Source organism: Rathayibacter sp. VKM Ac-2762, from assembly GCF_009866585.1.
Classification (GTDB): domain Bacteria; phylum Actinomycetota; class Actinomycetes; order Actinomycetales; family Microbacteriaceae; genus Rathayibacter.
On record NZ_CP047419.1, the window covers coordinates 479,977 to 498,525 of the forward strand.

Genomic DNA, 18,549 nt, shown 5'->3' on the forward strand with positions numbered 1-18,549 from the left:
CCAGGTCACGGCACGGGCGGAGCGCCCTGTTTCGGTCACAATCGAATGAGGTCCCCATCCATGCGACTCCGGAACCGGCTGGGCTGACATGCTCGCCTACATCGTCCGACGCATCCTGCAAGCCGTCCCCGTGCTCATCGGCACCACGTTCCTCATCTACTTCATGGTCTTCTCCATGCCGGGGAACCCGCTCCTGTCGCTCTTCGGCGACAAGACGCCGAGCCCCGCACTCCTCGCCCGCCTCGAGGAGCAGTACCACCTGAACGAGCCCTTCTTCGTCCAGTACCTGTACTACCTGGGAGGCGTCGTCCGCGGCGACTTCGGCATCTCGTTCTCCGGCCAGTCCGTCAACGAGATCCTCGCCCGCACCTTCCCGGTCACCCTGACGCTGGCCATGATGGCGATCGTCATCGAGATCGTCGTCGCGCTGACCATCGGCCTCATCAGCGGTCTGCGCAAGGGCAGCTTCTTCGACGCGAGCGCGCTGGTCGTCAGCCTCCTGCTCGTGTCGGTGCCGATCTTCGTGCTCTGCTTCATCGCGCAGTCCTTCTTCGCGATCCAGCTGGGATGGTTCCCTCCGACCGTCGGAGCCGACGCGTCGTTCCAGAGGCTGCTGCTGCCCGCGATCGTGCTCGCCCTGTTCGTGGTCGCCTCGGCCATCCGCCTCACGCGCGGCTCGGTCATCGAGACGGCCGGCTCGGACTTCGTCCGCACCGCGTACAGCAAGGGGCTCTCGCGACGCCGCGTCATCCCCGTGCACGTCCTGCGCAACTCGCTCATCCCGGTCACGACGCAGTTCGGAGCCGACTTCGGCCTCCTGATCGTCGGCGCGACCGTGACCGAGGGCATCTTCAACGTTCCCGGAGTCGGGAACACGCTCTATCAGGCGATCATCCGAGGTGAGCGGCCGACCGTCGTCTCCTTCGTCACGGTCATGGTGCTGTTCTACCTCGTGGTGAACATCCTCGTCGACCTGCTCTACGCCGTACTCGACCCGAGGATCCGCTATGCCAAATGAGTCCACCGGCGGCGCGCAGAAGGCCCGCCGCATCGACCACTTCGTGGCCCCGCTCGAGGAGACGCCGATCGCGTCGGTCGACGCCGTCAGCCTCGACGAGAAGCCCAGCAACCTCTGGACCGACGCGTGGCGCGACCTGCGCAAGCGGCCCATGTTCTGGATCTCGGGCGTCCTGATCCTCGTCATCATCGCCGTCGCGCTGTTCCCGGGCCTGTTCACCTCGGTGGACCCCCGCCAGTGCGCGCTCTCGTTCAGCAACCAGGGCCCCGGCGACGGCAGCCTGCTCGGCTACACCAAGCAGGGCTGCGACGTCTTCTCGCGGATCATCCACGGCACGTCCACGTCGCTGACCGTCGGCCTCATCGTGATCGTGATCACGACGGTCTCCGGCGTCATCGGCGGCGCGCTGGCAGGCTTCTTCGGCGGCTGGGTCGACACCGTGATCATGCGCCTCGGCGACATCTTCTTCTCGATCCCCTACATCCTCGCCGCAGTCGTCATCATGTCCGTCTTCTCGGCCTACCGGAACGTGTTCGTCATCGCCCTGGCGATCGGCGCGTTCGCCTGGCCGACGACGGCGCGCGTCCTGCGCTCCGAGGTCCTCCGCGTGAAGCAGGCCGACTTCGTCGGCGCCGCCACCGCGACCGGCCTCTCGCGCATGGCGATCCTGTTCCGGCACGTGCTGCCGAACTCGATCGCCCCCGTCATCGTCGTCACGACGATCTCGCTCGGCGCGGCCATCACCGCGGAGGCGACGCTGTCGTTCCTCGGCGTCGGCCTGCCCGGCTCGGTCATGTCGTGGGGCAACGACATCAGCCAGGCCCAGCGCGATCTGCGCACCAACCCGCAGACGCTGATCTACCCGTCGATCGCCCTGACGGTCACGGTGCTGAGCTTCATCCTCCTCGGCGAGTCGCTCCGCGACGCGCTCGACCCGAAGGCGAGGGCCCTCCGATGACCGCCACGACACCGAACGCACCGCAGGGGCCGCTGCTCGAGGTCACCGACCTCGAGGTCGGCTTCCAGACCGGCAGCGGACTGGTCCCCGCCCTCCGCGGCGTGAGCCTCACGATCGAGCACGGCCAGACCGTCGCGATCGTGGGGGAGTCGGGCTCCGGCAAGTCGACGACCGCCGCCGCGATCATCGGCCTGCTCCCCGGCACCGGCCAGGTCACCGCCGGCTCCGTGCTGTTCGACGGCAAGGACCTCGCGAAGGCGACGAGGACCGAGCTCGAGGACATCCGCGGCCGCCGGATCGGCTACGTCCCGCAGGACCCGATGTCGAACCTGAACCCCGTGTGGTCGGTCGGCTTCCAGGTCGAGGAGACCATCAAGGCCAACGGCCTCGCGACCGGTCGCAAGGAGGTGCGCGCCAAGGCGATCGAGGTCCTGCAGAACGCGGGCCTCGCCGACGCGGAGAAGCGCCTCAAGCAGTTCCCGCACCAGTTCTCGGGCGGCATGCGCCAGCGCGTGCTGATCGGCATCGGCCTGGCCGCGGCCCCCCAGCTGCTGATCGCCGACGAGCCCACCTCGGCGCTCGACGTCACGGTCCAGCGCCGGATCCTCGACCACCTCGAGACGCTGACGAAGACCGACGGCACCGCGCTGCTCTTCATCACGCACGACCTGGGCCTCGCCGCCGAGCGCGCCGAGAAGCTCATCGTCATGTACAAGGGCCGCATCGTCGAGTCCGGCGCCTCGGTGGAGGTGCTGCAGAACCCGCAGCACCCCTACACGCAGCGCCTGATCGCGGCGGCGCCCAGCCTCGCGTCGCGCCGCATCCAGTCGACGGCCGGCCGGGCCGTGGAGTCGGTCCCCGGCGAGTCGGAGGCCGTCCGCGAGGTCGACCTGGTCGGCGCGGGTGCCGCGCACCACGCCGGCGCGGTCGCCTCGGGCGCCCCGATGATCGAGGTCGACGGCCTCACCAAGGTCTTCAAGATCCGCCGCGGCGGCCTGAAGGCCGAGGACTTCACGGCCGTCGACAACGTGTCGTTCTCGATCCCGAAGGGCACCACCACGGCGCTCGTGGGCGAGTCCGGATCGGGCAAGTCGACCATCGCCCGCCTCGTGCTGGGCCTCGAGACGGCGACGTCCGGAGCGATCTCGATCGCCGGCCGACGGACCGAGAAGCTCAAGGGCCGCGACATGCTGGCGCTCCGGCGCTCCATGCAGCCGGTGTTCCAGGACCCGTACGGCTCGCTCGACCCGCTGCACAACATCGGCAACACCATCTCGGAGCCGCTGCGGGTGCACAAGGTCGGCGACCGGACGTCGCAGCGCGAGCGCGTCCTCGAGCTGCTCGACCAGGTGTCCCTCCCGCGCGTGATCGCGAGCCGCTACCCGAACGAGCTCTCCGGCGGCCAGCGCCAGCGCGTGGCGATCGCCCGCGCGCTCGCGCTGAAGCCGGAGATCGTGGTGCTCGACGAGGCCGTGTCGGCTCTGGACGTCCTCGTCCAGGCGCAGATCCTCCGCCTCCTCGCCGACCTGCAGGCCGAGCTCGGGCTGACCTACCTGTTCATCACGCACGACCTGGCGGTGGTCCGCGTGATCGCCGACGACGTCTGCGTGATGCAGAAGGGCAGGATCGTCGAGCACGCCCCGACGGACACCGTGTTCGACTCGCCGCAGCAGGAGTACACCCGCGAGCTGCTCGACGCCATCCCCGGCGCCGGCATCGAGTTCGCGGTCTGAGCGACCGTCACCAGGGCCCCGGCCCCGCCTGGAGCGCTCCTCGGAGCCCTCCGGAGCGGGGATCCGGGGCCCTTCGCCGTGCGGACGCCTCGCTGCGGTACGATGGATGGTCCCCCTTTTGCACGAGAACACGAGACGAGTCCGTATCCATGGCAAGTGCCACCCGCTCCGACCTGCGCAACGTCGCGATCGTCGCCCACGTCGACCATGGCAAGACCACGCTGGTCGACGCCATGCTCAAGCAGACGAACTCCTTCGACGCGCACGCCCACGTGGACGAGCGCGCGATGGACTCCAACGAGCTCGAGCGCGAGAAGGGCATCACGATCCTCGCGAAGAACACCGCTGTCTCGTACAGCGGCAAGCACGCGAGCGACGGTCCCATCACCATCAACGTCATCGACACCCCGGGCCACGCCGACTTCGGCGGCGAGGTCGAGCGCGGCCTGTCGATGGTCGACGGCGTCTGCCTCCTCGTCGACGCGTCCGAGGGCCCGCTGCCCCAGACCCGCTTCGTGCTGCGCAAGGCGCTCGAGGCGAAGCTCCCCGTCATCCTCCTGGTCAACAAGACCGACCGCCCCGACGCGCGCATCGACGAGGTCGTCGCCGAGAGCCAGGACCTGCTCCTCGGCCTCGCCTCGGACATGGCCGACGACGTGCCGGACCTCGACCTCGACGCGATCCTCGACGTCCCCGTGGTCTACGCCTCCGGCAAGGCCGGCCGCGCCTCGGCGAACAAGCCCGAGGACGGCACGCTGCCGGACGCCGAGGACCTGGAGCCGCTGTTCGAGGCGATCCTCAAGCACATCCCCGCGCCGACCTACGACGACGACGCGCCTCTCCAGGCCCACGTCACCAACCTCGACGCGTCGCCGTTCCTCGGCCGCCTCGCCCTCCTCCGCGTCTTCAACGGCACGATCAAGAAGGGGCAGACGGTCGCCTGGGTCCACCACGACGGCACCCACACCAACGCGCGCATCACCGAGCTGCTGATCACCAAGGCGCTCGACCGCTACCCGGCCGAGTCCGCGGGCCCCGGCGACATCGTCGCGATCGCGGGCTTCCCCGAGATCACCATCGGCGAGACCATCGCCGACCCCGAGGACATCCGCCCGCTGCCGGCCATCACGGTCGACGACCCGGCGATCTCGATGACGATCGGCACCAACACCTCGCCGCTCGTCGGCAAGGTGAAGGGCCACAAGCTCACGGCGCGGATGGTCAAGGACCGCCTCGACCGCGAGCTCATCGGAAACGTGTCGCTCAAGATCGTCGACATCGGACGCCCCGACTCCTGGGAGGTCCAGGGCCGCGGCGAGCTCGCGCTGGCCATCCTCGTCGAGCAGATGCGCCGCGAGGGCTACGAGCTGACCGTCGGCAAGCCCCAGGTGGTCACCCGCCAGGTCGACGGCAAGACGCACGAGCCCTTCGAGCACCTGACGATCGACGCTCCGGAGGAGTACCTCGGCGCGATCACGCAGCTCCTCGCCGCCCGCAAGGGCCGCATGGACGGCATGTCGAACCACGGCACCGGCTGGGTCCGCATGGAGTTCATCGTCCCGTCGCGCGGCCTGATCGGCTTCCGCACCGAGTTCCTCACCACCACCCGCGGCACCGGCATCGCGAACGCGATCCTGCACGGCTACGAGCCGTGGGCCGGCGCGATCGTCACCCGCAACAACGGGTCGATCGTCGCGGACCGCAACGGCGTCGTGACCCCGTTCGCCATCATCGCGCTCCAGGAGCGGATGACCTTCTTCGTGAACCCCACCGAGGAGGTCTACGAGGGCATGGTGATCGGCGAGAACTCGCGCAACGACGACATGGACGTCAACATCACCAAGGAGAAGAAGCTGACCAACATGCGTCAGTCCACCTCCGACACCTTCGAGTCGATGACGCCGTCGCGTCAGCTGACGCTCGAGGAGTGCCTCGAGTTCGCCCGCGAGGACGAGTGCGTCGAGGTCACCCCCGAGGTCGTCCGCATCCGCAAGGTGGAGCTCGATGCGAACGCCCGCGCGCGCATGACGAGCCGCCTCAAGAAGCAGGGCTGAGCCCCGGGCGCCTCGGCGCCCGCTCACGACGAGACCGGCCGGAGCGATGCTCCGGCCGGTCTCGTCGTCTCCGCCCGGTGCTGCAGCGTGCAGCGCCGATCCCGTCCCTCGCGGTCCGGATCAGCCCGCCGGACTCGGAGAGGGAGAGGGGGTCGAGGACTCCGCCTCGAGCGTCGAGGTGACGAAGGCGACGAACGCCGCCGCGTCGTCCGGCTTCCCCGTGTACTGCTCGCCGTTCACCAGCACGGTGGGCGTCGACTCGAGCTTCGGCAGCGAGGAGTTAGCGAGGGGGAGCGAGGTGGCCCGCTCGGTCGCGGCCTTCACCCAGGGCCGGAACTCGCCCCCGGTCATGCAGGCGAGGACGTCGTCGTCGGTGACGCCCGCTCCGGTCACCAGCGTCCGCAGAGCGTCGTCGTCGAGGCCCGTCGTCCCCTCCGCCGGCTGCTGCGCGAAGAGCGCCGCGTTCACGGCGAGGAAGCGGTCCGGATCCTCGTCGGCGACGCACGCGGCGGCGTTCGCGGCCCGGCTGGAGTACTCGGAGCCGGCCGAGGAGGAGTCGAGGATCGCCACCGGGTGGATCTCGAGCGTGATCGCCCCCTTCGTCAGCCACGACTGCAGCTGCTCGGCGTTCGCCTTCTCGAACTGCCCGCAGTACGGGCAGAGGTAGTCGACGTAGAGGTCGACGGCGACGACTCCGCCCGCACGCGTGGCGCTCTCATCGGTCGGGACGGGGGATGCTCCCGGAGCGATCGCCGCGCTCGTCGTCGCCGTCACGGCCGAGCCGTCGCCCGCGAGGACGATGCCGTCGCTGAGCATGTTCGCCGGGCCGGCGCTCGCGACCTCCTGCTGCGACCAGACGTTCCAGCAGACCAGGGCCACGACCGCGAGGAGTCCGACGACCGCTCCGCCCTGCCCGAGCAGCCGGTTTCGGCGCCGCCGGCGCCTCTCGGCTTCGCGGCGCTCCCGCGCCTGCGCTCGGGCGAGCTCCTGGCGCTCGCGCTTGGTCAGGCCGCTTCCTGCGCTGTTCCCGGACATCGCCGACGACGCTACGGGCGCAGGCTTCGGCACGCCGTGGAGTGCGCCCGCCGGATCCTGGGACGGAGTGCGGGTCCTCTCAGGGATCAGGCGAAGAGGCCGGAGCCGAGGAAGTCGGTCTCGTCGCGAGCACCGGGCGGCACCGCGAACACGGCCGAGCCGACGTGCTTCACGTACTCGTTCAGCGCGTCCGTCGCGAGGTTCCGCTGCACGGTGACGAACTGCTCCGGGGAGCGCTGGAACGAGAGGAAGAACAGCCCCGCGTTCAGGCGTCCGAGCTCGTCGTTGCCGTCGACGAAGTTGTAGCCGCGCCGCAGGAGCCGCACTCCGTTGTTCACGCTCGGGTGCGCGAGGCGCACGTGCGACTCCTGATCGATCAGCGGGGCACCGGTGGCGCCGGCCGCTGCGAAGTCGGGCTCGGTGGACTCCGTGCCGCCCGAGAGCGGGGCTCCGGACCCCTTGCTGCGGCCGATGACCCGCTCCTGCTCGCCCAGCTGGCTGCGGTCCCACGTCTCGATGATCATCCGGATCTTCCGCGCGACCAGGTAGCTGCCGCCGACCATCCACGCGGGGCCGTCGGAGGAGGGGACCCAGACGTGCTCCTGGACGGCGTCGGCCTCCTCGGACTTCACGTTCGCCGTGCCGTCCTTGAAGCCGAAGAGGTTGCGCGGAGTCGCCTGGGCGGTGGACGTCGAGGAGGTGCGGCCGAAGCCGAGCTGCGACCAGCGGAGCGAGGCCCGGCCGAACGCGATCCGGCTCAGGTTGCGGATGGCGTGCACGGCGACCTGCGGATCGTCGGCGCAGGCCTGGATGCACAGGTCGCCGCCGCCGGCCGAGGGGACGAGCGCGTCGCCGCGGAAGCGGGGCAGGGCCTGCAGCTGCGGAGGCCGGCGGTCGGCGAGGCCGAAGCGGTCGGCGCCGGACTCGTCCGTGAAGAGGGTGGGTCCGAAGCCGACCGTGACGGTGAGGGACGCGGCGTCGAGCCCGAGCGCCTCTCCGGTGTCCTCCGGGGGAGCCGTGTCCGGCCCGTCCACCGCGCCGTTCTCGCCGACCTCGAAGCCCTGGGTCATCCGGGAGGCGGCGAGCGTCCAGTCCTTCAGGAGCTCGACGAGGTCCTCGCGCGTGGTGCCCGCGGCGAGGTCGAACGCGGCGAAGTGCAGCCGGTCCTGCGCGGCGGTGGTGATGCCCGCCTGGTTCGCGCCGAAGAACGGCACGGTGCGCGGGGCGGAGGAGGCCGTCGCGCTCGCGGACGATGTGACGGCCACTGTGCCGCCCACTCCGGCGGCCAGCCCGGCCGTCCCCGCCGAGACGAGGCCGAGCAGCCCGCGCCGCGAGAGGCGGCGGGGTTCGTCGGCGGGCTGCTCGGACTCCGTCGGCCGGGCTCCCTCGTGCTGCTCGGCGTCCACTACGCGGCCGGCTCCTCGACGCCCAGCACCGTGTGGGTCAGCTGCGAGAGCGGCTCGGAGAGAGCGTTGACCGCGTCCGAGAGTTCCTTCTTCTGCTCCGCGGTGAGAGTGGAGTACGCGGCGAAGCCGGAGTCGATCGAGCCGTACTGCGCGAGCAGAGCGTCGAGCTCGGAGAACCGCTGCGTGATCCGTCCGGTGAGGTCGGCGCCCTCGTCGCCGCTGGCGGTCGCGATCGGCTCGACGTTGCCGAACGCCACCTCCGCGCCCTGGACGTTCGCGGCGAAGTCGGTGAGGTCGGTGCTCGACCACCAGTCCTCCTCGCCCGTGATCTTGCCGGCCGCGACCTCGTCGAGCAGGCCGATGGCGCCGTTCGAGATGTCGCCCACCGACACGGTGAAGCCGGGCGCGTTCACGAGGTCGGCCAGGCTCTGCACGTCGTCGACGAGGCCCTGGCCGAACTGGGCGCGCTGCTCGGGGGTGGAGGGCGCCCAGTCGAGGAGCGCGCTCGTGCCGTCGGAGTTGAGCGCACCCTCCGCGGGGGCCCACAGGTCCTTCTCGATGCGGTGGAAGCCGGTCCAGTCCAGGCCCTCGGCGACGGCGTCGACCTCGCGGTAGTCGATGCGCGGGTCGAGGTCGCCGAACGCCTCCGCGGTCGGCTCGATCCGCTCGTAGAAGACGCGGGTCGACGCGAAGAGGCCGCGCGCCTTCTCGTCGTCGCCGGCCTCGTAGGCCTGGGCGAACTCGGCCACCGCGGGAAGCAGCTCGCCCACCTGCGACTTCACGTACGCCACGTAGTTGGTGACCGCCGCCTCCGTCGCCGCCTTCTCGTCCGCCGACTGCGCGGTGGCCTCACCGGTCACGGTGAACTCGCTCAGCCCGACCGGGGCGCCGACCTGCTGGAACTTGCAGGCGGTGTAGTAGGTGCCCGGCTCGAGCTGAGCGACGTAGGAGACGCTCTGGCCCGGGGTCACGTTCTCCTTCTCGCCCACGATCCGCAGCTTGTCCTCGGCCAGGATCTCGAACTCGTTGACGTCCGAGCCGCCGTTGGTCAGTGAGAACGTCACCGCTCCCGCCTCGGCGGTCGCCGTCGACACCTCGCAGGCGTCGTCCCTGATCGCGACGTCGAGCGCGGCGGAGGAGGAGGACGCGGGGGTGTTCGGCACGCAGCCCGTGAGGATCAGCGCCAGGGCGCCGGCGCCGGCGAGGCCGAGGGTGACGCGGGGGAGGGTGGGACGAGCGCGCGAGGACATGCTTCTCCTGGATCGGGGCGAGTGCGCCGGCGGTGCCGGAGCGGGTCAGACGGAGGTGGGAGCGGGAGCGGCGACCGGGGCCGCGCTGCCCCGTCGCGGGCCGCGCAGGCGGACCTGGCGGACGAACAGGGCGCCGACGACGACGAGGTAAAGCAGCCAGGCGGCGAACTGCAGAGCGGTCGGCTCGGGCGTGTAGTTGAAGAGGCCGCCGACCACGGCGGTCACGGGCGGCGGGAGGATCGGGCCGAGCGAGAACAGCGGGGTGCCCCAGCCGGGCAGGAGCGACGCCTCCTGCAGGTCGCCGACGCCGTAGGAGAGGACGCCGGCCGCGACGAGGATGAGGAGGCCGCCCGTCCAGGTGAAGAAGCGCCCGAGGTCGATCCGGACGAAGCCCCGGAAGATCAGGTACGCGATGACGACCGAGCTGAGGATGCCCAGCATTGCGCCGACCGTGCCGACCCACGCGCTGGATCCCGACCCCGCAGTGCTCGAGGACACGCTCGCCCAGACGAAGAGCGCCGTCTCGATGCCCTCGCGGCCGACGCTGATGAAGCCGAGGACCACGATGCCGAGGGCCGAACCTGCGACGGCGCCGTCGAGCCGGGACTCGAGGTCGCCCTTCATGCTGCGGGCGTTCGCGCCCATCCAGAAGATCATCCAGGTGACCAGGCCGACCGCGAGGATCGAGAGGCCGCCGCCGATGAGCTCCTGGGCCTGGAACGACAGGGTCGAGGGGCCCCAGGTGAGGATCGCACCGGTGACGAGCGAGATCGCGATCGCAGCGGCGATACCGGTCCAGAGCCGCGGCAGCACGTCGCGCCGGCCGAGCTTGGTCAGGTAGGCCACGAGGATGCCGACCACGAGGCCGGCTTCGAGGCCTTCGCGGAGGCCGATGAGGTAGTTTGCGAGCACGCGTGTTCTCTTGGTCGATGGTGGACGAGGAGGGGGCGACTCCCGCCCCGAGTCGATCCGGTCGGCGGGGCTCCGTTGTTCGGTAAGCCTTGCCTAACCCGGGTCGACTGTAGTCCGCTGCCCGGTCGCTGTCCAGAAGCGCCCGCAGCGGAGGCCGCGCAGGACGAGAGGCGGAGAGTGGACGCGGGCCGGGACGCAGCAGCGGAGCGGGTGGTGGCGGTGCACGCCCACCCCGACGACGAGACGATCACCATGGGCGGGACCCTGGCGCGGCTGGTGGCGCAGGGCGCCTCCGTCACCGTCGTCACCGCCACGCGGGGGGAGTGCGGCGAGGTCATCCCCGAGGACCTCGCTCCGCTCGAGGGCTCGGCCGAGCTGGCCGCGCACCGGACGACCGAGCTCGTCGTCGCCCTGACGGCCCTCGGCGTCGCCGACCACCGCTTCCTCGGCGAGGCGGGTGCCCGCGCACCCGGCCTCGCTCCGCGGGTCTACCGGGACTCCGGCATGCAGTGGGGGCCCGGCCGCGTCCCGGTGCCGCTCGAGCCGGTGCATCCCGCGTCCTTCACCGCCGCGCCCGAGGACGAGGAGGTGGCCGATCTCGTCGCCGTCCTGCGGCAGGTCGATGCGGGCGTCGTGCTGTCCTACGACGCGGGCGGCGGCTACGGCCACCCCGACCACGTCCGCACCGCCCGGGTCGCCGAGCGCGCCGCCGAGCTGCTGGGCCTGCGCTTCCTCGCCGTCCTCCCCGACGCGGCCCCACCCCTCCCCGGCGACGTCGTGATCGAGCTGTCCGCCGAGGACCACGCCCGCAAGCGCGCGGCCCTCGAGGCGCACGCGACGCAGCTGGTGGTCGAGGGCGACGAGGCCCGCCTCTCGAGCGGTCCGCCGTTCCCCATCGGCCGCATCGAGCGCTTTCGCCCGGTCGCGCAGGCGGGGCGTCCCGCGCCGCTGCCGGAGGAGCGTCCGACGCTGGGATCGCGCGTGCTGTCGGGTGTCGCCGGAGTCCTGGTCGGCGCGGTGGTCGGAGCGATCACGACCGTCGCCCATCAGAGCACCGTGTCGGTCGGCGGTGTCGTCCTCCCTGTCGGCCTCGCCGCCTCCCTCGCCGGCGTGCTGCTGCTCCTGCTCGGGCTGCGCCTCGTGCTCATCGACCGGTTCGTCGCGTTCTGCACCGCGATGGGCCTGCTCGGGATGATCGGGCTGCTCGCTCTGCGCAGCACCGGCGGATCCGTCCTCGTCCCGGCGAACGGCCTCGGCGTGGCCTGGACCTTCCTCCCCGCCCTCATCGCCCTCGTCGTTATCGCGTGGCCACGGCTGCGGGCGGCCTCTCCCGCCGCCGCCCCGCGGCCCGCGGACGCCGACGCCCCGTCGGCCCCCGTACGATAGAGACACTGTTCGAAGGGACCTGGAGCACCGTGACCTACGTGATCGCACTTCCGTGCGTCGATGTCAAAGACCGCGCCTGCATCGACGAGTGCCCGGTCGACTGCATCTACGAAGGCGAGCGCTCGCTCTACATCCACCCGGACGAGTGCGTCGACTGCGGTGCCTGCGAGCCGGTCTGCCCCGTCGAGGCGATTTACTACGAGGACGACCTCCCCGAGGAGTGGTCCGACTACTACAAGGCCAACGTCGAGTTCTTCGACGAGATCGGCTCCCCGGGCGGAGCCGCCAAGGTCGGCGTGATCGCGAAGGACCACCCGGTCATCGCGGCGCTGCCTCCGCAGAGCCACTGAGGCCGCTCCCATGGCCCTCGGCGCGCTGCCCGACTACCCCTGGGACCTGATGGCGCCCTTCGCCCGCACGGCGGCGGAGCACCCCGGCGGGATCGTCGACCTGTCGATCGGCTCGCCGGTGGACCCGACGCCCGCCCCGATCCGCGACGCGCTCGCCCGCGCGACGGACTCGCACGCGTACCCCACGACCGTGGGCACCCCCGCTCTGCGCGAGGCGATCGCCGCCTGGTACGCGCGGCGGCGCGGAGTCGAGGGCCTCGGGATCGACGAGGTCCTGCCGACGATCGGCTCCAAGGAGCTCGTCGCCTGGCTGCCCTTCCTCCTCGGACTCGGGGAGGGGGACGTGGTCGTGCATCCGCGCGCCGCCTACCCGACGTACGCGATGGGCGCGGCGATCGCCGGCGCCGAGGCGCTCGCCTCCGACGACCCGGCGGAGTGGCCCGCGACGACCCGCCTGGTCTGGCTCAACTCTCCCGGCAACCCCGATGGCGCCGTGCTCGACGTGCCCGCCCTGCAGCGCGCCGTCGCGCGTGCCCGTGAGCTGGGCGCCGTGATCGCGGGGGACGAGTGCTACGCCGAGCTCGGCTGGGACGGCCGCTGGGCCGACGAGCCGATCCCGAGCGTCCTCGACCCGCGCGTGGTGGGGGAGGACCGCACCGGGGTCCTCGGCGTCTATTCGCTGAGCAAGCAGTCGAACCTCGCCGGCTACCGCGCCGCCTTCGTCGCCGGGGACGCGGCCCTGATCGCGCGCCTGGTGACCGTCCGCAAGCACGCGGGCATGATCGTGCCCGGTCCGCTGCAGGAGGCGATGATCGTCGCCCTCGCCGACGACGAGCACGTCGCCGCGCAGAAGGAGCGCTACCGCTCCCGCCGCGACCGCCTCCGGCCCGCCCTCGAGTCCGCGGGCTTCCGGATCGACCGCAGCGAGGCCGGACTCTACCTGTGGGCGACCGAGGGCCGCGCGGCCTGGGAGTCCATCGACCGCCTCGCCCGCCTCGGCGTCCTCGCGGGCCCCGGTGTCTTCTACGGGGAGGGCTTCCCCGAGCACGTGCGCCTCTCGCTGACGGCCTCCGACGAGCGGATCGACGCGGCCGTCGAGCGCCTGTCCGGGGGCCTCTGAGGCGTTCGACCCGGCCGATCCTGGCGGGTTCCGACAAGGCCCCGGCCCCAGCGCTGGGCGATGTCACAGTGCCCCCGCTTTGCCCATAGGCTGTATGTGGTTCGGTCGACGGTGCCTCACGAGGCCCCGGCTGCACCACGATCCAGACCCGGCGCCGCCCGCTCCGCGCGAGCGCTTCCGGGGTGCGACCGCGACGACCTGGGAGGCGTTGTGACCGAATCCGGCACGCAGAGCGACGGAACCGCGACGGTGGGCTCCACGGAGCCCGCGACCGGGAGCGCCACGACGCCGCCTCCCGCGCCGGCGGAGCAGGAGCTCCCCGAGAAGGTCACGCTCACCTTCGGCGACCGCACCGCGGACTTCCCGGTCCTGCGCAGCGTCGACGGCTCCTCGAGCATCGACTTCTCGACCCTGTCGAAGCAGACCGGCTTCATGTCGCTCGACTACGGCTTCGTGAACACGGCGGCGACCAAGTCGCGGATCACCTACATCGACGGCGACCAGGGGATCCTCCGATACCGCGGCTACCCGATCGAGGAGGTGGCCACCAACGCGACCTACCTCGAGGTGGCCTGGCTCCTCATCTACGGCGAGCTGCCGACGGCTGACGAGCTCGCGGGCTTCGACGAGCGCATCCGCCGCCACACGCTCCTCCACGAGGACCTCAAGCGCTTCTTCGACGCGCTTCCCCACAGCGCGCATCCCATGTCGGTGCTCTCGGCCGGAGTGTCGGCCCTGTCGACGTACTACGAGGACAGCTCCAACCCGAAGGATCCGGAAGCTGTGGAGCTCACCACGATCCGCCTCCTGGCGAAGCTGCCCGTGATGGCGGCGTACGCCCACAAGAAGGCGATCGGCCAGGCGTTCCTCTACCCGGACAACTCGCTGAGCTTCGTCGACAACTTCCTCCGCCTCAACTTCGGCACGATGGCCGAGCAGTACCAGGTCGACCCGGTGCTCTCGAAGGCGCTCGACCGCCTCCTGATCCTCCACGAGGACCACGAGCAGAACGCGTCGACGTCGACCGTCCGCCTCGTCGGCTCGACCGAGGCGAACCTCTACGCCTCGGTGTCTGCCGGCATCAACGCCCTGTTCGGCCCTCTGCACGGCGGAGCGAACGAGGCGGTGCTCACCATGCTCGGCCGGATCCGCGAGTCGGGCGAGAGCGTGTCGACGTTCGTCGAGCGGGTGAAGAACAAGGAGGAGGGCGTGCGCCTGATGGGCTTCGGCCACCGGGTGTACAAGAACTACGACCCGCGCGCGAAGCTGGTCAAGGAGAGCGCCTCCGAGGTCCTGCAGGCCCTCGGCGTGAAGGACCCGCTGCTCGACATCGCGATGGAGCTCGAGGCCCTCGCGCTCGAGGACGACTACTTCAAGGAGCGGCGCCTCTACCCGAACGTCGACTTCTACACGGGCGTCATCTACAAGGCGATGGGCTTCCCGACCCGGATGTTCACCGTCCTCTTCGCGATCGGCCGCCTGCCCGGCTGGATCGCCCACTGGCGCGAGATGAACACCGACAAGCAGACCAAGATCGGCCGCCCGCAGCAGCTCTACATGGGCGCGCCCGAGCGCCACTGGCCGACCGACCGCTGACCGGTCCCCGAGAGCCCGTCCCCGCCGGGGGCGGGCTCTCGCCGTGCGGCGCACCCGCCTCTCGTCGGCCGTCCGAGGCTCGAACCGCTTCTTCGAGGCGGGACGCAGAGCGGCGTGGTCGCCGCGGACTCGATCAGCTCGGATCGTTCCGGGGCGCCGCCTGCGGGACCAGCGGCGCCGGACGCCCGCCCTCAGGCGTGCAGAGCGGCGTTCAGCTCGATGCCGGCGCCGGTGCGGGGGAGGACCTCGACGGCCCCGGTGAGGGAGTTGCGGCGGAAGAGCAGGTTCGGCACGCCCGAGAGCTGCACGGCCTTCACGGTTTGCGGGGCGCCGTCGGCGCGCGGCGCTCCGCCGACCACGACGACCTTGGTGCCGGCGGTCACGTAGAGGCCGGCCTCGACGACGGTGTCGTCGCCGAGGGAGATGCCGATGCCCGAGTTCGCACCCAGCAGGGCCCGCGCGCCGATCGAGACGCGCTGCACTCCTCCGCCCGAGAGGGTGCCCATGATGGAGGCGCCGCCGCCGATGTCCGAGCCGTCGCCGACCACGACGCCCTGCGAGATGCGCCCCTCGACCATCGAGCTGCCGAGGGTCCCGGCGTTGAAGTTGACGAAGCCCTCGTGCATCACCGTCGTGCCGGGTGCCAGATGCGCCCCGAGGCGGACGCGCGAGGTGTCCGCGATGCGCACCTTCGCGGGGGTGACGTAGTCGGTCAGCCGCGGGAACTTGTCGATCCCGGTGGCCTGGATGCCGTGGCGCCGGAGCGAGGGGCGCAGGCGGGTGAACGACTCCGGCGAGACCGGACCGGCGTTCGTCCACACCACGTTCGGCAGGTGCGCGAAGACGCCGTCGAGGTTCACCTCGTTCGGGCGGACCAGGAGGTGAGAGAGCAGGTGCAGCCGCAGGTAGGCGTCGGACGTGGAGGCGGGCGGCGCCTGCACGTCGATCTGCAGCGTGACCACGTCGATGCGGACCTCGCGGCGCGGATCCTCGCCGGCCTGCTCCTCGAACTCCGCCGGCACGATCCAGGGGTCGCGGCCGGCCGGGATGGTGCCGAGGCGCGGCTCCGGGAACCAGGTGTCGAGGACGGTGCCGTCGGCGGCCACGGTGGCGAGCCCGTATCCCCAGGCGGAGGCGGGCGCGGAGGAGTCTGCGGAGTGCTCGAGGGTCATGCCGATCAGGGTAGCGCGGAGCGTCCGGCCGCTACCCTGGGGCGCATGGCCGATCCGACCACCGCCCCTCCGCTCGATCTGCGCACCGATCCGGTCGCCCTGACGCGGATCCTCTGCGACATCCCGTCCGTCTCGGGCGACGAGCTCGAGATCGCGGACGCGGTGCAGTGGGCGCTCGAGCAGTACGACCACCTCGAGGTCATCCGCGACGGCCACACCGTCGTGGCGCGGACGAACCTCGGCCTCGCCCAGCGCGTCGTGATCGCCGGGCACCTGGACACGGTGCCGGTCAACGGCAACCTGCCCGTCGTCGCCGAGACGATCGACGGCGTCGAGCACCTGGTCGGCCGCGGGACCGTCGACATGAAGGCCGGAGTGGCGGTGCAGCTCGTCCTCGCCGCCGAGCTCTCCGATCCGGCCGTCGACATCACCTGGATGTGGTACGACAACGAGGAGGTCGCAGCGGACCTCAACGGCCTCGGCCGCCTCTCCCGGCACCGCCCCGACCTCTTCTCCGCCGACTTCGCGGTGCTCGGCGAGCCGACGAGTGGAGCAGTGGAGGGCGGCTGCAACGGGACGCTCCGGGTCGACGTGGTCACCCGCGGCGTCCGCGCCCACTCCGCCCGCAGCTGGGTCGGCGAGAACGCGATCCACGCGGCCGCGCCGATCCTCGACCGCCTCGCCGCCTACGTGCCGCGCGAGGTCGAGGTCGAGGGCCTCGTGTACCGCGAGGGCGTCAACGCCGTGCGCGTCACCGGCGGGGTCGCGGGCAACGTGATCCCGGACCTCTGCACTGTGCAGGTCAACTACCGCTTCGCCCCCGACCGGTCCGGGGAGGAGGCGCTCGCCCACCTCGAGGAGCTCTTCGAGGGGTTCGAGGTGACGGTGGACGATCTGGCCGAGGGCGCCCGCCCGGGGCTGGACGCACCTCTGGCCCAGGCCTTCCTCGCGGCCGTCGGAGCCGAGGCGAAGCCCAAGTACGGCTGGACCGACGTCGCGCGGTTCTCCGCCATGGGCATCCCGGCTGTCAACTACGGACCGGGCGACCCGCTCCGGGCCCACGCCGACGACGAGCGCGTGGCGGTGCACGAGATCACCGAGTGCGCCGAGGGCCTCCGCCGCTGGCTGACCGCGTCCTCGTGAGCGCGACCGCCACGGCCGTCCCCGTCCGCCTCCGCCTGCGCCTGGTCCCGTGGTGGGCGCGCGTCCTCCTGGTGTTCATCGCGACCCGCGTGGTCACGACCGTGATCCTGCTGCAGTTCGCTGCGCACCAGCTCGCGAACCCGTGGACCGGCCCCTCCCCGTCCTACTCGGCCTTCGCGTCGATGTGGGACGGCCGCTGGTACGAGATCATCGCGGCCACCGGGTACCCCGACTTCCTGCCGATCACGCAGGACGGCCACGTGGGGGAGAACGCCTGGGCCTTCATGCCGCTCTACCCGGGGGTCGTGAAGGCGCTGATGGCGGTCACCGGTCTCACCTGGGCTCCGGCCGCCGTGACCGTCTCCGTCCTGTGCGGAGCCGGAGCCTGCCTCGTCCTGTACCGCCTCTTCCGGCACTCCCTCGGCGAGTCGCAGTCGCTGACGGCGGTGCTGCTGTTCTGCGTGGCGCCGACCTCGCCGCTGATGCAGCTCGCCTACGCGGAGTCGATGGCGATGCTGCTGACCGCGGTCACGCTCCTCCTCCTGGTGCGGCGGCGCTGGCTCGCGGTCGTGCCCGTCGTGCTGCTGCTGGGCCTGACGCGGCCGAGCGGGCTCGCCTTCGCCGCCGCGCTCGGCCTGTACGTCGTCTACCGGTTCGTCCGGCGCCGCACGGAGCCGTTCCCTCGGTCGGAGTGGCTGCCGGCCGTGGGCCTGACGGCGTGGGGGCTCGTGGTCGGCTTCCTCTGGCCCGCCGTGGCGTGGGCCGTCACCGGGTCGATGAACGCGTACACCGACACCGAGCTGGCGTGGCGTGCGGTCTACATCGGCTACCAGGAGCTGCTCCCGCTGACGCCGTGGTTCCAGGGCGGCGCCTGGTGGGGCTCGTGGTGGTTCGGTGCTCCGGCCGTCGGCGTCGTGCTGGTGGTGCTCCTGCTGGCGGCGTTCGTCGGGATCCTCGCCGCACCGTGGACACGGCGGCTCGATCTCTTCAGCCGGGCCTGGGTCGCCGGGTACGGCGTCTACCTGCTGGCGTTCTTCTTCCCGCAGTCGAGCACCTTCCGGCTGCTGGGCCCGATGTTCCCGCTCGTCGGAGCGCTGGCGGTGCCGCGCTCGCCGGTCTTCCGCATCGCGCTGGTCCTGCTCGGGATCGGCGGCCAGATCGTCTGGATCTCGATCTGCTGGGCCGTCGCCGGATCGGACTGGACCCCGCCGTGATCGTGGTGCGCGCCCGCCCGGCGCGGTGCTCCTCCGGGGACTCCCGACTCCCGCACGGGTATGCTCGTCGGAATGTCTCCCCTCACGCCAGCCGGTGAGCCGCGACACGCGTCGCCCCTCCTCCGGCCGACCCGCCGGCGAGCCGCGGCGACACCCGCCCGCTCCCCGCTGACGACCCCCTCCGCCTCCTCGACGGACCGCG

General features: G+C 71.5%; 15 protein-coding genes. 10 read left to right on the forward strand and 5 right to left on the reverse strand.

All coding sequences use genetic code 11. The annotated features are described in order from the left end of the window. Positions 1 to 88: 88 nt before the first annotated feature. The 4 genes from GTU71_RS02305 (at position 89) to typA (ending at position 5,763) form a co-directional block, all read left to right on the forward strand. Complete coding sequence (locus GTU71_RS02305; RefSeq protein ID WP_104222975.1) at positions 89 to 1,018, forward strand: ABC transporter permease; 930 nt, start codon at positions 89 to 91, stop codon at positions 1,016 to 1,018. Further along, positions 1,008 to 1,976 carry an ABC transporter permease gene (locus GTU71_RS02310; RefSeq protein WP_104222976.1) on the forward strand — a complete coding sequence of 323 codons (969 nt, stop codon included), beginning with the start codon at positions 1,008 to 1,010 and terminating at the stop codon, positions 1,974 to 1,976. The genes GTU71_RS02305 and GTU71_RS02310 overlap by 11 nt, the downstream gene beginning before the upstream one ends. Continuing rightward, positions 1,973 to 3,709 (forward strand): ABC transporter ATP-binding protein, encoded by a 1,737-nt coding sequence (locus tag GTU71_RS02315; protein ID WP_104283409.1) that lies wholly within the window; start codon positions 1,973 to 1,975, stop codon positions 3,707 to 3,709. The genes GTU71_RS02310 and GTU71_RS02315 overlap by 4 nt, the downstream gene beginning before the upstream one ends. A 149-nt stretch (positions 3,710 to 3,858) precedes the next feature. After that, a complete protein-coding gene (gene typA, locus GTU71_RS02320; protein ID WP_104222978.1) occupies positions 3,859 to 5,763 on the forward strand; it encodes a translational GTPase TypA in 1,905 nt (634 codons plus the stop codon). A 120-nt stretch (positions 5,764 to 5,883) separates the two neighbouring features. On the opposite strand, the gene GTU71_RS02325 is transcribed toward typA, so the two are convergent. From GTU71_RS02325 to efeU, 4 genes are all read right to left on the reverse strand, one after another. Then, positions 5,884 to 6,798, reverse strand: a complete 915-nt coding sequence (locus GTU71_RS02325) for a thioredoxin domain-containing protein (protein WP_159939216.1) — start codon at positions 6,796 to 6,798, stop codon at positions 5,884 to 5,886. A gap of 86 nt (positions 6,799 to 6,884) precedes the next feature. Then, positions 6,885 to 8,204 carry an iron uptake transporter deferrochelatase/peroxidase subunit gene (gene efeB / locus GTU71_RS02330; protein WP_104335115.1) on the reverse strand — a complete coding sequence of 440 codons (1,320 nt, stop codon included), beginning with the start codon at positions 8,202 to 8,204 and terminating at the stop codon, positions 6,885 to 6,887. Beyond that, positions 8,204 to 9,454: an iron uptake system protein EfeO gene (efeO, locus tag GTU71_RS02335; RefSeq protein ID WP_159939217.1), complete on the reverse strand. Its 1,251-nt coding sequence runs from the start codon at positions 9,452 to 9,454 to the stop codon at positions 8,204 to 8,206. The genes efeB and efeO overlap by 1 nt, the downstream gene beginning before the upstream one ends. A gap of 45 nt (positions 9,455 to 9,499) precedes the next feature. Next, positions 9,500 to 10,366: an iron uptake transporter permease EfeU gene (gene efeU, locus GTU71_RS02340; RefSeq protein WP_159939218.1), complete on the reverse strand. Its 867-nt coding sequence runs from the start codon at positions 10,364 to 10,366 to the stop codon at positions 9,500 to 9,502. Positions 10,367 to 10,543: 177 nt separating this feature from the next. Here efeU and GTU71_RS02345 point away from each other — a divergent pair, with 177 nt between their 5' ends. The 4 genes from GTU71_RS02345 (at position 10,544) to GTU71_RS02360 (ending at position 14,818) form a co-directional block, all read left to right on the forward strand. Next, entirely contained in the window at positions 10,544 to 11,752 is a 1,209-nt protein-coding gene (locus GTU71_RS02345; protein WP_159939219.1) for a PIG-L family deacetylase, read from the forward strand. Between the two features lie 29 nt (positions 11,753 to 11,781). Beyond that, positions 11,782 to 12,102 carry a ferredoxin gene (gene fdxA / locus GTU71_RS02350; protein ID WP_104222984.1) on the forward strand — a complete coding sequence of 107 codons (321 nt, stop codon included), beginning with the start codon at positions 11,782 to 11,784 and terminating at the stop codon, positions 12,100 to 12,102. Between the two features lie 10 nt (positions 12,103 to 12,112). Further along, positions 12,113 to 13,222: a succinyldiaminopimelate transaminase gene (gene dapC, locus GTU71_RS02355; RefSeq protein ID WP_104246606.1), complete on the forward strand. Its 1,110-nt coding sequence runs from the start codon at positions 12,113 to 12,115 to the stop codon at positions 13,220 to 13,222. A 210-nt stretch (positions 13,223 to 13,432) separates the two neighbouring features. Then, positions 13,433 to 14,818 (forward strand): citrate synthase, encoded by a 1,386-nt coding sequence (locus GTU71_RS02360; RefSeq protein WP_244230616.1) that lies wholly within the window; start codon positions 13,433 to 13,435, stop codon positions 14,816 to 14,818. Positions 14,819 to 15,009: 191 nt separating this feature from the next. On the opposite strand, the gene dapD is transcribed toward GTU71_RS02360, so the two are convergent. Next, positions 15,010 to 15,990 carry a 2,3,4,5-tetrahydropyridine-2,6-dicarboxylate N-succinyltransferase gene (gene dapD, locus GTU71_RS02365; protein ID WP_104232738.1) on the reverse strand — a complete coding sequence of 327 codons (981 nt, stop codon included), beginning with the start codon at positions 15,988 to 15,990 and terminating at the stop codon, positions 15,010 to 15,012. Positions 15,991 to 16,035: 45 nt separating this feature from the next. Here dapD and dapE point away from each other — a divergent pair, with 45 nt between their 5' ends. Continuing rightward, positions 16,036 to 17,133 carry a succinyl-diaminopimelate desuccinylase gene (dapE, locus tag GTU71_RS02370; protein ID WP_104246604.1) on the forward strand — a complete coding sequence of 366 codons (1,098 nt, stop codon included), beginning with the start codon at positions 16,036 to 16,038 and terminating at the stop codon, positions 17,131 to 17,133. Continuing rightward, entirely contained in the window at positions 17,130 to 18,347 is a 1,218-nt protein-coding gene (locus GTU71_RS02375) for a hypothetical protein (protein WP_244230617.1), read from the forward strand. The genes dapE and GTU71_RS02375 overlap by 4 nt, the downstream gene beginning before the upstream one ends. The last annotated feature ends 202 nt before the right edge of the window (positions 18,348 to 18,549 follow it).

Coding starts and splice junctions, on each gene's coding strand:
- typA (WP_104222978.1), top strand. CDS start 3,859: ATGGCAAGTGCCACCCGCTCCGACCTGCGCAACGTCGCGATCGTCGCC.
- dapE (WP_104246604.1), top strand. CDS start 16,036: ATGGCCGATCCGACCACCGCCCCTCCGCTCGATCTGCGCACCGATCCG.
- efeO (WP_159939217.1), bottom strand. CDS start 9,454: ATGTCCTCGCGCGCTCGTCCCACCCTCCCCCGCGTCACCCTCGGCCTC.
- dapD (WP_104232738.1), bottom strand. CDS start 15,990: ATGACCCTCGAGCACTCCGCAGACTCCTCCGCGCCCGCCTCCGCCTGG.
- GTU71_RS02325 (WP_159939216.1), bottom strand. CDS start 6,798: ATGTCCGGGAACAGCGCAGGAAGCGGCCTGACCAAGCGCGAGCGCCAG.
- dapC (WP_104246606.1), top strand. CDS start 12,113: ATGGCCCTCGGCGCGCTGCCCGACTACCCCTGGGACCTGATGGCGCCC.
- GTU71_RS02310 (WP_104222976.1), top strand. CDS start 1,008: ATGCCAAATGAGTCCACCGGCGGCGCGCAGAAGGCCCGCCGCATCGAC.
- GTU71_RS02315 (WP_104283409.1), top strand. CDS start 1,973: ATGACCGCCACGACACCGAACGCACCGCAGGGGCCGCTGCTCGAGGTC.
- GTU71_RS02305 (WP_104222975.1), top strand. CDS start 89: ATGCTCGCCTACATCGTCCGACGCATCCTGCAAGCCGTCCCCGTGCTC.